This is a genomic window from Stieleria sp. JC731, from assembly GCF_020966635.1.
In the GTDB taxonomy this organism is placed as follows: Bacteria; Planctomycetota; Planctomycetia; order Pirellulales; family Pirellulaceae; genus Stieleria.
In genome coordinates this window covers 1706122-1718052 of the sequence record NZ_JAJKFQ010000001.1, presented here as the reverse complement: position 1 = coordinate 1718052, position 11931 = coordinate 1706122, and the positions used below count along the sequence as shown (strand labels likewise).

Annotated in this window: 8 protein-coding genes and 1 riboswitch; of the genes, 5 read left to right on the top strand and 3 right to left on the bottom strand. The window is 53.6% G+C overall.

The features are described 5' to 3' along the window. Nucleotides 1-99: 99 nt before the first annotated feature. Together aspS and LOC67_RS05820 are read right to left on the bottom strand one after the other, a co-directional pair. Complete coding sequence (aspS, locus tag LOC67_RS05825; protein ID WP_230261558.1) at nt 100-1878, bottom strand: aspartate--tRNA ligase; 1779 nt, start codon at nt 1876-1878, stop codon at nt 100-102. A 242-nt stretch (nt 1879-2120) separates the two neighbouring features. Beyond that, nucleotides 2121-3689 carry an MFS transporter gene (locus LOC67_RS05820; protein WP_230261557.1) on the bottom strand — a complete coding sequence of 523 codons (1569 nt, stop codon included), beginning with the start codon at nt 3687-3689 and terminating at the stop codon, nt 2121-2123. A 638-nt stretch (nt 3690-4327) separates the two neighbouring features. On the opposite strand from LOC67_RS05820, the gene LOC67_RS05815 reads away from it, so the two are divergent. Next, the gene (locus LOC67_RS05815; RefSeq protein WP_261366721.1) at nt 4328-4840 is read left to right on the top strand and encodes a glutathione peroxidase; all 513 of its coding nucleotides are present in this window, start codon (nt 4328-4330) and stop codon (nt 4838-4840) included. Between the two features lie 507 nt (nt 4841-5347). On the opposite strand, the gene LOC67_RS05810 is transcribed toward LOC67_RS05815, so the two are convergent. Further along, nucleotides 5348-6412: a chemotaxis protein CheB gene (locus LOC67_RS05810; protein WP_315861032.1), complete on the bottom strand. Its 1065-nt coding sequence runs from the start codon at nt 6410-6412 to the stop codon at nt 5348-5350. 98 nt (nt 6413-6510) lie between these two features. Between LOC67_RS05810 and LOC67_RS05805 the strand changes: the two genes are divergently transcribed. From LOC67_RS05805 to LOC67_RS05795, 4 genes are all read left to right on the top strand, one after another. Next, nucleotides 6511-6672 carry a hypothetical protein gene (locus tag LOC67_RS05805; RefSeq protein WP_230261556.1) on the top strand — a complete coding sequence of 54 codons (162 nt, stop codon included), beginning with the start codon at nt 6511-6513 and terminating at the stop codon, nt 6670-6672. A gap of 30 nt (nt 6673-6702) precedes the next feature. Beyond that, nucleotides 6703-6953: riboswitch (cobalamin riboswitch) on the top strand. Nucleotides 6954-7152: 199 nt separating this feature from the next. Further along, entirely contained in the window at nt 7153-8190 is a 1038-nt protein-coding gene (locus tag LOC67_RS05800) for a PEP-CTERM sorting domain-containing protein (protein ID WP_230261555.1), read from the top strand. Beyond that, nucleotides 8190-8420, top strand: coding sequence for a DUF1289 domain-containing protein (locus LOC67_RS27695; protein ID WP_410001113.1), 231 nt, complete (start codon nt 8190-8192; stop codon nt 8418-8420). The genes LOC67_RS05800 and LOC67_RS27695 overlap by 1 nt, the downstream gene beginning before the upstream one ends. Nucleotides 8421-8703: 283 nt before the next feature. Continuing rightward, entirely contained in the window at nt 8704-11547 is a 2844-nt protein-coding gene (locus tag LOC67_RS05795; RefSeq protein WP_230261554.1) for a ribonucleoside-diphosphate reductase subunit alpha, read from the top strand. The last annotated feature ends 384 nt before the right edge of the window (nt 11548-11931 follow it).

The following is an 11931-nucleotide window of genomic DNA, read 5'->3' as shown; positions in this document are numbered from 1 at the left end:
GGCTAGCGCCGAAGCGGCTCAGGGCATGACGGACTGAACCGTGATCGCGCTAGCGACGGTTATCTGGTCCTATCCAAATATGAAAAGCCTTCGCGGCTACTACTCAGACTTGTTTGCCAACGTTCGCAAATGAAGCTCGTTCAGTTGTGCGGTGTCAACCGAACCGGGTGCTTCGGTCATCAAGTCCGATGCCTTTTGGGTTTTCGGGAACGCGATGACTTCGCGGATGTTTTCTAGTCCTGCAAACAGCATGACCCAACGGTCGATTCCCAATGCGATACCGCCGTGTGGTGGAGCACCAAAACGCAACGCGTTGAGCAAGAACCCGAAACGATCCTCAGCGGTTTCCTCGTCGATATCCATCAAGCCAAAGACCTTCGATTGAATGCCTTGGTCATGAATTCGGATGGTCCCGCCACCTGCTTCGCTACCGTTGATCACCAGATCGTACGCTTGGGCGCGGCACCCTTTGGGATCGCTATCGAGCTTTTCGAAGTCTGATTCGAGTGGAGCGGTGAAGGGGTGGTGCATCGCGACCCAGCGGCCGGATTCGTCATCACGTTCAAACATTGGGAACTCAGTCACCCAACTGCAGTGCAGATCACCGGGCTTGTACAGTTCAAGCTCGGCGCCCAGTCGTTTACGCAATGCGTTGAGGCCTTTGCAGGTGACTTCCCACGAATCGGCAAGGAACAACAACAAGTCGCCGGGTTCGCCGCCCATGAGCGACTTGATTTCGGCAAGATGCTCCGCTTCGAAGTTCTTCGCGATCGGGCTCCAAAGTGAGCCGTCTTCTTCGACGCGGAACCACGCGAGTCCTTTCGCTCCGAAGTCTTTAACGAACTCGGTTAGCTCGTCAATTTGGCGGCGCGAGTACTTTTCGGCAGCACCTTCGGCTCGCAAGCCGCGGATGAAGTTGCCCGAGTCAGCGACCGAGCGGAAGACGCGGAATTCGGTCTTCTTGCCAACCGAAGTCACGTCGGTGATTTCCATCCCGAAACGCAAGTCAGGCGCGTCATGCCCAAAGCGACGCATCGCTTCGTCATAAGTCATTCGGGGAAGTGGCAATTGCACATCCTTGCCCAGAATCTCTTTGGCCGTTTTAGAAACCAGACCGTCAATCAGTCCCATAATGTCGTCTGAATCGACAAACGACATTTCCAAGTCCAACTGGGTGAATTCTGGCTGGCGATCGGCACGCAAGTCTTCGTCGCGGAAACATTTGGCGACTTGGACGTAACGATCAAAACCGGCGACCATCAAGATCTGTTTGTATAGCTGCGGCGACTGCGGCAACGCATAAAAGTTGCCCGGGTGAACGCGGCTAGGGACCAAGTAGTCGCGAGCACCTTCGGGGGTGCTGCGGCCCAAGATCGGCGTCTCGACATCAATAAAGTCGTGCTCGGCGAAGTAATCGCGCATCGTCTTGACGATCTGGCTTCGCAGAACCATCGCACGTTGCATTTCGGGACGACGCAAATCCAAGAAGCGATACTTCAACCGCAAGTCTTCGCCCGGCAAGTCAGCTTGGCTTGGGGTGAATGGTGGGGTCTGGCAAGCGTTCAGGACCTTTAGCTCGGGACAGCGGACTTCGATTTCGCCAGTCGCCAGCTTTTCGTTGGTCTTGCCTTCCAAGCGGTTGGCCACCGTTCCACGCACCAAAATCACGCTTTCGATCGGCACGTGTCCGGCGGCATCAATCTGTGCAGCACCGGCTTCGGGGGGGCCGATCACAACTTGCGTCAAACCGTAACGGTCTCGCAGGTCGATGAAGACGGCTCCGCCGTGATCGCGTCGATTTTCGACCCAACCGCACAGGGTAACTTCGGTTCCGACGTGTTCTTTGCGCAGTTCGCCGCAGGTGTGTGTTCGCAGCACGAGACTTTGAGGGGGAAAATAGGGGAAATTGGCCTAGAAGAAAGCGGGATTTTAGACGCTCAGGCCTCGATTGCTCAGGGGGCCTTTGCCGGTCGGGCGGTTCTTTCTAGAAACCGCCCGAAACTCCGTCGCAACGCCGATGGCAGAAAGGATTGCGCGTTCATTGTCCGATGTCTAAAAAACAACGCCCCGCCAGAAATTGACGGGGCGTCATTAGTTCATTCGATCCGGATCAAGCGGGATTAGTACTCGCTGGGAACCGGCTGATCCAATGCGTCGTCAGCCGACTCGTGATCTTTTTCTTCGCCACCAAGGGTGATGACTTTGTAGCCCCCGATGGACTTGAAGTAGATCATCAAGCCGAGGAACCCGACCGCCATCATTGCTGGAACGTACGCGGTCAAAGTCAACGCTTGGCGTCCACCGTAAAGGTATGACGCTTGAACCGCTGGAATATCCGTGTCAGCGTTGGCGACCAATGCTTCCTTTTCCTCTTCAGGAATCAAAGTCGCGTTGGAAATCGCGGAGGCGTCGACGCCTTCGCCTTCCGCCAACTCTGTTCCGTTAGCCGCATTCAGCTTTGCAGCATTCAAAGGACGATATTCATAGCCCCATGAACTGACCGGCTCGGGATCGGCGTAACGCTCGAACGTTTCCGCCGCTTCTGCCTGAAGGTTTTGGCTCATCTCGAACCCCTGCTGGGTACCGATTCGTGGACCGGCGATTTGCCCGACACACAACATACCGGCAGCCCCCAAGGCACCCATCGCGACCGAACCACTCTGTGGATAACGCTCGCCCGCGACACCCAACATCGTCGGCCACAGGAACGCTTTACCGAGTGAGTAGAAGGTCGCAGCGACGAAGATCATGCCAACACTTTGAATTGGCGATCCCAACCACAGCAAGCCCAAGCAAGCGATGACCGAGCTACCGAAGAGCAGTCCGATTGGGTTGACTTTGTGAACGATTGGCCCGGCAAAGAAACGCAGAATGAACATCAACGCCGAGGTGTAAACCAAGATCAGAACCGAGTTTGGCAACAGGTTCTCCATCAACTTGGTCATCCAAGAGTCGACACCAAGTTCCATGTAGCCGATCAAAGCGTGCAGAACGATCAACACCAGGAACGGCACCGAAGCGAAGCACGAGAATACGGCCGCGAAACTTCCCGACGATTCACCAACGGTATCGGGCAGTTTTTCGGGCAGGATCAATACGCCGTAAGCGATCACAAAGATTGCGAAGCTAGAAAGTGCCCATTGCCATGGCAGTTCAACAAACCAGCAGTTTTCGCCAATGAAACCTGCGGCGAACAAACCGCCGATGATCATTCCCGCAGGCCAACCGGCATGCAAAATGTTCAGGTAGTGTGTCTTGTTTTCGGGATAGATCTGCGCGATCAGCGGGTTGATCACCGCTTCGTACAAACCTTGGCAAATGGAGAACAGGAACGCACTCCAAAATAGAACATTGAAGACATTCTTGGTCGCGTTTTCGGGATCCGATTCGCGCCATCCGTCAAACAATGGGTTGGCGGCAAACAGCATCGCCGCACTAACGAGGTGCAAGACAAACGCCAAGACGAGAAGCTTTTTGTAACCGAACTTCTCGACCAGGATCCCACCGAAGAAGATCATCAAACCGAAGCCAAGGAATCCGGCACCAAGGATTGCACCGAAATCGCCCCCGCCCAAATCAAATTCTCTCTCCCACGGGCCTCCGGCAGCGGTTCGTGTTGCAAAACCAATTCCAGAAGCCACCAGCGTCAAAAAGCTGGCAAGCATCAATTTTCCACGTGCTTGTTCCATTCGGGGAGCTCCACAAGGCGAGAAGGAGTACTTTAAAGGAGGGGATCCGGAATGCTGCCGATGGTACCGGGTTCGGTCAAGACGTTGCTGGCAATTCCGTGCGAGAAACAAAAGTTAATCCCCACGCTCCCTCGTTGCTACCAGCTTGCCCCTCAGAGTCACCCTGACTGACAAATTTTTTGCGTTTTTCCAAGCCACACCCAAGCGATCAATAGCGTTCTGGACGCCACAACAGCAGATCAACCGACGACAGGGTGGACCTTGGCGGCAGACAAGCCAGGCGGACGTCACACGTGCGCGGCAATTGCCAAGTCGCTATCATGCGACAAGTTCGCCAGACTGACGCTGGCCCGTGGAAAGAGTGCTTCGTTCCAACTCGATTTTAGGATTAGCCGCATGGCGTTAGCCACGGTTTCAGTGCATTAACCGGGGCTGATGCCCGTCGGCTAATGCCCCGAACCCGTATTTCCATATGGAACGAAGCATTAGGACTCCTGACAGGGAGCCTGAACAGCAACGCATCCCACACGTCTGAGCCTGCCGCGAACCATCCCCTCCACAACAACTCGCCTCAACCAAAGGAATCTTCAATGCGTTTTATCCTTTCAGCTCTCATGGCTTTCGGAGCCTTAACGACAATGGCTACCGCGGAAAAACAAGATGACCACGAATGTGCTCTCGATTTCAAAATGAAAGACATCGATGGCAAAGAGGTCGACCTGGAAGACTATGAAGGCAAGGTGGTGTTGATCGTGAACACCGCCAGCCAATGTGGCCTCACACCGCAATACACTGGCCTGGAAGCGTTGTATCAAAAGTACAAAGACAAGGGCTTTGTCATCCTCGGTTTCCCCTGCAACCAATTCGGTGGCCAGGAACCAGGAACCGATGCGGAAATCAAAACGTTCTGCAGCACCAAGCACAACGTTTCGTTCCCGATGTTCAGCAAAGTTGAAGTGAACGCCGAAGACGCTTGCGATCTGTATAAGTATCTCACCAGCAAAGACGTGAAGCCAAAAGGTGCCGGTTCGGTAAGCTGGAACTTTGAAAAGTTCTTGATCGACCGCGAAGGCAAGCTGATCGCGCGGTTCGCTCCGCCTACGAAACCGAGTGACAGTGCGTTGGTGAAGGCAATCGAATCACAACTGTAAACGCAGTGCTGTTTAACGTTCGAAAAGGCCGAGTGATGATGGTTTCATCGCTCGGCTTTTTTGTTGATGCAGCGGGTATGGAAGAGTTGTCTGAGCCGCGTTCGCGCTAGCGACGGTTGGGTGAGTGGTGCTGACGGATCTTTGAGGGTGATGAGAGTAACGCAACCGCGGCTAGCGCCTTTACGGCTCAGGAAAAACATGCTGAGCCGACTTCGCGCTAGCGACGGTTGAGTGAGTGGTGCTTGACAGATCTTTGAAGATGACGAGAGCAACGCAACCGCGGCTAGCGCCTTTGCGGCTCAGGAAAAAACATACTGAGCCGCGTTCGCGCTAGCGACGGTTGATGGGGTGGATGCACTGTGCAGGCGGAGCCTGCGAGACATCGCATACGAGGCGGGAGCCTCGTACGAGCTTGATAATGAGAAAGGCAACGCAACCGCGGCTAGCGCCTTTACGGCTCAGGTCTATTCTCACTGAGCCGACTTCGCATTACCGACGGTTGATGGTCTACGCTTGTGAAACCTCTGGGTCTTCCTGCCTTGCACCGACGCTGTTGATGTTCGGAGTCAACTTGATCGATTGCGAAACCAAACCAGCTTGCTCACTTACTTGGTCCGCTTGCTCATCAAGCAACTTTGAAAACGCCGTGCGATGCATCCTCCTTTCTTCATCCGCGAGTTGCCGAGTCAAACGTTCTTTCTCGCGCAGCGTTCGCAACAATGACCATGCCATTCTTTCGGCAGCGTCACTGTGATATTCCAACAACGATTTCAACGTGTGCGCATGCCCGACGTGACATCGAAAGCGTGGCATTGCGGATTGCTCGACCTTCCACATTTGACCGTTGCAGTCTGGGCACATGTACGGCGACAGCTCTCCGATCCGCTGTTCCGCTGGTATGTTGCTTTCGGCAGTCATCGCGAACTGCAGCTCCATGATCGTCGATTGCGATGCGGGTATGGATTCACCGGCAGATGATTCGGCTAACAATGACATGGCAGACGCAATGCCATCGAGCGGTAAAATCCCGTCGACCTCGCAATAGCGCATCGCGTTGCTAGGCATGTCGGGTGCAACAGCTGTCTCGGGGTGCTGAACGAGAGCCTTGCCACCACACTGCTTGATTGCTTCTAAACCGGCCGCACCGTCGTCCAACATTCCTGTCAGAACGATGCCCACCGATGCACCGCCGTGATGAACTGCGGCAGAACGGAACATCGGGTCGGCCGCCGGTCGTGCGTAGTTTTCTTTGGCGCCAACCGTGGTTCGAACCGTGTCGTAGTCGATCAGCAAGTGCCGGTCGGGGACGGCAACATAAATATGCCCCTTTTGAAACCGCTCGCCATCAATTGCAAGCTGACAAGGCAACTTTGACCTTCGTCCAAAAATGTCGGCCAGATACGTGCGTCGGCTAATCGATGATGTGTGCTGTGTGATGAAAATCGACCCGGGAAAATCGCCCGGAAGATACGACAACAATTCGGATATGGCTTCAATACCACCCATTGATGCCGCAATGCAGAAAACATCATGGGGTCGAGATTCATGGTTGCTTTTTTCTGGGATACGCACGTCTGAACCTCGGTCTGTATCGAAACTGCTGAACAGCCGATCCCTGCAGTTCACTTGAATGCTGCATATTTTTTGAACCAGCTGTCTGACGATCGACCATGTCAAACGCCAACTGGAACAAGATGCAATCGCTATGCCAAGCGTTCCGTCTAGATAGCGGAAGGGCAGACCATCTCGCTGACATTACCTACACTTCACGATGGCTAGGAAACCAATATCGTGATAGACGACGCGCGGGCCCCGAGTTCTATGAGCGTTAAAAATCTGCTTGACAGCATTCCCAACTGCGATAGGATCTGCCTGCCTTTGGTGACCAGCATTGCGAATCGTGTGTGTGCTGGTGAACAGGGAACTCCGGTGAAATTCCGGGACGGTCCGGCCGCTGTATGCCACCCGCGATCTTTACTCGATCGCATCCGTCACTCGATTCTTCAATAGCCATTGTTTCTTATTTGCAGAGATGCTGATGAGAAATGAGAAGGCCACGAGTGAGAGGGAAAGGTGGTGAGTCAGAAGACCTACCAAAGGCAAGACGGCTTAGTGCCCTCCTGGATTGGGGCGGTCGTTGCAACGAACGCAATCTTCAAGATTGTTGATCGTTGACGCATCTCTTTAAGTTATCGCGACGCTCAAGTTTTGTATCGGCATTTCGCTGTTGCTGTGATAGCGGCATTGCTGCATGCAACGCAGATGGTCGAACACCGCTGCCGGAAGCGTCGCCTTCAAATCAATCACCTACCGTGAACATTTCGCTGTCACCGCATCGCCAAGCCATGTTGGCATTTGCCGCGATCGTCACCTTTGCGACTTCAACATCAGCACAACAAGCAGGCCCGTACTCGGGATATTCCGGAATCACGGAGGGCGCGGTCGACAACCCAATCGCCCGATCAGCAATCTCTATCTTTGAATCGCGTGTCGTTGACTATGCACCGGCGCCGGGTGTGGGATCAAGTTTGAACGACCCTAGTTCAGGCTTTGCTTCATTAGGTGATTTGTACAGTCCTATCGCACGTCCGGAGGGCTTAGGCGGTTTTGACAAACGATACCAACCCGAGATCGGCACCGAACCGACAAACGCGCACGCAGGCTCATTCACGGATTTGTATGGCGGAGACGTCAATGACACGTCGGACACGTATGGGTTTATTGGTATCGACCAACCCGGATCCATCACACTTGGTTTTGATTCACCAATCGTCAATGGAATCGGTGCAGACTTCGCCGTCTTTGAAAACGGTTTCGGATTCGGTGGTAGCACTTCTTTGTTTGCCGAATTCGCGTTCGTCGAAGTATCTAGCAATGGGTCTGACTTTTTGCGATTCCCGTCGATCTCATTGAATACGGCAGCTAGCGCTGGAAGCGGAGCGTTCCAAGGCTTCGACGTATCCAATGTCTACAACCTTGCTGGAAAGCACGCATCAAACTGGGGAACGCCGTTCGATCTTGAAGAACTTCAAAGCGACACACTAGTGCTGAGCGGCGTGTTAGACCTCAACAACATTGGCTACGTGCGTTTGGTTGATGTCGTCGGCAGCGGTGAACTACTGGATGAAAATGGATTCCCCATCGACGGTATCTCACGGGATTCTTTGGGCAATCCGATTCTCGACAACTGGGTGACAGCCAACTCCGCTGGTTTTGACTACGTCGGACTCTCAACAGGTGCGATCGGAGTCTTAAATGTCAGTGCGATCCCCGAACCCTCGGCGTTCGCCCTGCTCGGATTTGTGACTGTTGGTGTTTCACTGCGAAGAAAACGTACATCGAAAGGCTGATGGTCGACATGATCAACGAACAAATTGATTCTGAACGGTCACTTCGAGCTGAAATTCAGCCAATCGCATCACCCTGCAATGGCGTCTGCAAATTGAACACCGAAGCGGTTTGCCTAGGCTGTGGACGCACACGCGAGGAGATTGGTCGTTGGTCGTCATCGAATAGTCAACAGAAACGCACAATCGTGCAGAACGCTCGCCAAAGACGTTCGGCCGAAACAATGCGATAGCGGTGCAATTAAGCCGCCGATGATGGCCTCCACAATCTCCGCCGCTGGATCGATTGCAGCGGATTGTTTGGATTACAAACGCGATCGTCTCTCGCAATATGACTATCTGTGTCTGACCACGTTGCAGCCAGCCTCCTAGCGGGCTTCGCGGTAACTCGTGCGAAGCTGCAGAACTTACTTGACGCCTGGACCGGAAAGCCCCTGCGATCCCTTCGTCAACCATCTTCAAATTCTCTGATCACTTCTTGCCGGACCAGGTCCGGTGCCGCGAGGAAGACTTGCAATGAATGATTCCAATCAAACAGAGCTAACCGTTTGCAAACGAGATGGCCGCATGGTCGGTTTCGACTCTGACCGTATCGCGACCGCCCTTCGCAAAGCGTTCGCAGCCGAATTGAATGTGGCTTCGGAATCGTCGATTCCGCATGACATCGAATCAGATATAGCGGCAATTGTTAGCGATGTTATCCAGATTGCAAAACAGACCGAAGCCGGTACGTCACTTGGCGTAGAACAAATCCAAGACATCGTCGAAATCGGTCTCATGCAGCGTCAGCATTACCGAGTGTCTCGTCGCTACATCTTGTATCGAACCGAACAAGCCCGTATCCGAGCGATTCGCCATCAAGATGATTCACTGGACGATGTCACAAAAGCCAGCTCACAGCCGTCGTTTGCGTTTCATATAGAAATTGAACCCGGCGTTCGCGTGGGATTTAACCCGGATCGAATGGAGCGATACTTAAAAGCTATTCCGGAAGCCAACGCAATCGAAATCAACGTCGCTGAAATTGTCAACGAAGTCGTGCGAAGTGGCTTCGACGGCATGACGCCTGATGACGTCGCACGGTCACTCGTTTTAACGACCCGCAGTCGCATCGAACGTGACCCAGCCTACGACCGATTGGCGGCAGCGTTGCAGCTTTCGATTGTGTATCGCCACGCGTTGGGCACCACGCAAATCGCCGACAACTTCACTCGCCAATATCGTGATCGCTTCGAACACATGATTGTCGAGGGGATTCGTGAAGGTCGCTTGTCTGGCCAACTCCGCGACTTTGATCTCGCCCGACTTCGTGAAGCCCTTCGCCCAGATCGCGATCAACTGTTTCGCTACTTGGGAGTCCAAACGATCTACGACCGGTACCTGCTGCATGTCGATGGACGACGCATCGAAACGCCACAGTACTTTTGGATGCGAATCGCGATGGGCCTTGCGCTCGCCGAACCGCAATCGCATCGTACCGACCGTGCGATTGAGTTTTACGACCTACTATCGTCGTTTCGATTTACCAGCGCCACACCGACATTGTTCAACAGCGGGACACAACACCCGCAGCTGAGCAGTTGCTATCTGACAACGGTGCAAGATGACCTGGAAGACATCTTCGCGTGTATCAGTGACAACGCGATGCTTTCGAAATGGGCGGGCGGGCTAGGCAACGACTGGACTAGTGTCCGGGCGACGGGATCGTTGATCAAAGGCACCAACGGTACCAGCCAAGGCGTCATCCCGTTTTTGAAAGTCGTCAATGATGCAGCGGTCGCTGTCAACCAAGGCGGAAAACGAAAGGGCGCTGTCTGTGCGTACCTTGAACCCTGGCATTTGGATTTCGAAGAGTTTCTGGACCTAAGAAAAAACACGGGTGATGATCGTCGTCGAACCCATGACATGCACACCGCCGCATGGATTCCTGACTTGTTCATGCAGCGTGTTCGCGAAGAAGGGCAGTGGACCCTTTTTAGCCCCAATGAGACGCCGGACCTGCATGACCTTTATGGCGTGGCATTCAAAGAACGATACGAACACTATGAAGAACAAGCGGCCATCGGATTGATCAAACAATTTCGTCAAGTCAGTGCGGTTGAACTATGGCGGAAACTTCTGACCAGAACGTTCGAGACTGGCCACCCCTGGGTCACATTCAAAGATCCTTCGAACATCCGCAGCCCCCAGGACCACACTGGCGTCGTTCACAGCAGCAACCTCTGCACCGAAATTCTGCTTAACACGAACGAAGACGAAACGGCCGTTTGCAACTTGGGCAGCATTAATCTGGCGGCTCACATCATCGACGGAGAATTTGATCACGCGTTGCTACGGCAAACGATCACGACGGCGATGCGGATGCTGGACAATGTCATCGATATCAACTTCTATCCGACACCGAAATCTCGCAACGCGAATCTTCGACACCGTCCTGTCGGTCTGGGCATGATGGGATTCCAAGATGCTTTGCAAAAACTGGGGCTTAGCTATGCCAGCGAAGACGCGATGCAATTCGCTGACGAAAGCTCTGAAGCGATCAGCTACTTCGCGATATTGGCATCGTCAAAACTGGCCGAAGAGCGAGGCACATACGAGACCTACCAAGGATCAAAGTGGGACCGTGGTCTATTGCCGATCGACACCATCGAACAGTTAGCCGCCGAACGTGGTGAGGAAATTGAAGTCAATCGACGTCAAACGATGGACTGGGAGATCGTCCGTAAGCAGATCGCGGCTTGTGGGATGCGGAACAGCAACTGCCTAGCGATCGCTCCCACGGCAACGATATCAACAATCATCGGTGTCACCCAATCGATCGAGCCGACTTACAAGTACCTCTACGCGAAAAGCAATCTGTCTGGAGACTTCATCCAAGTTCATAACGACTTAGTCGATGAATTGAAACAAAGAGGTCTATGGAACGCTGAACTGCTCGACGAACTGAAATATCACGACGGAACTCTTGCGGAAATGCCAAGCATTCCCGACGACGTTAAAGCGTTGTTCTGTAGCGCGTTTGAAATTGACCCGCGATGGCTGATCGATGCTGCCGCCCGACGGCAAAAGTGGATCGACCAAGGCCAGTCGCTGAACCTCTATGTATCGCATCCAAGCGGCAAAGCGATCGACGCGATGTACCAATTGGCTTGGCAACGTGGTTTGAAGACAACGTACTACCTTCGTTCGCTTGCCGCGACTCAGGTCGAAAAGTCAACGGTGGATGTCAATCGCCACGGAATCCAGCCGCGTTGGATGAAGTCGTCCAGTTCTTCATCAGAGATCCGCGTTGATCGAGCAGACCCAGCATCTGCGAATCTATGCAGCCTTGAAGACCCCGAGTGTGAGGCCTGCCAGTAACGCGCCGATCAGCTGAAGACCTATCCGGTGGGGCATCGGATGGGATCTATTCAGAAGTGACTCTCAGCAGTAATGAAGCCAGTTCTTTGTTGCTTCAGCAATCGACATGAACGATGCGATTTTATCAACAGTGGATCGAACGCGCCTTTCGAGTGGAACACGTTCCGGGTGTTGCGAGATCGTGGCAGCGTTTCGAGCCCGATGGAAGTTTGATCATTCTGACTGACGCAGGCGGATTCGACTTACCCAATCGAAACGGCCCTTTTTACGCAACTCACCTTGGGCAAGACGATCTCGTCTTAGCCGGTCCAATCCAACTACCGACACGTCTATCTCTCGCTGTATGGCTACGCGTCCGATCAACGTGCCCTATTCCAACTGATC

Coding starts and splice junctions, on each gene's coding strand:
- LOC67_RS27695 (WP_410001113.1), top strand. CDS start 8,190: ATGGTCGACATGATCAACGAACAAATTGATTCTGAACGGTCACTTCGA.
- LOC67_RS05795 (WP_230261554.1), top strand. CDS start 8,704: ATGAATGATTCCAATCAAACAGAGCTAACCGTTTGCAAACGAGATGGC.
- LOC67_RS05820 (WP_230261557.1), bottom strand. CDS start 3,689: ATGGAACAAGCACGTGGAAAATTGATGCTTGCCAGCTTTTTGACGCTG.
- LOC67_RS05815 (WP_261366721.1), top strand. CDS start 4,328: ATGGCTACCGCGGAAAAACAAGATGACCACGAATGTGCTCTCGATTTC.
- LOC67_RS05805 (WP_230261556.1), top strand. CDS start 6,511: ATGTCAAACGCCAACTGGAACAAGATGCAATCGCTATGCCAAGCGTTC.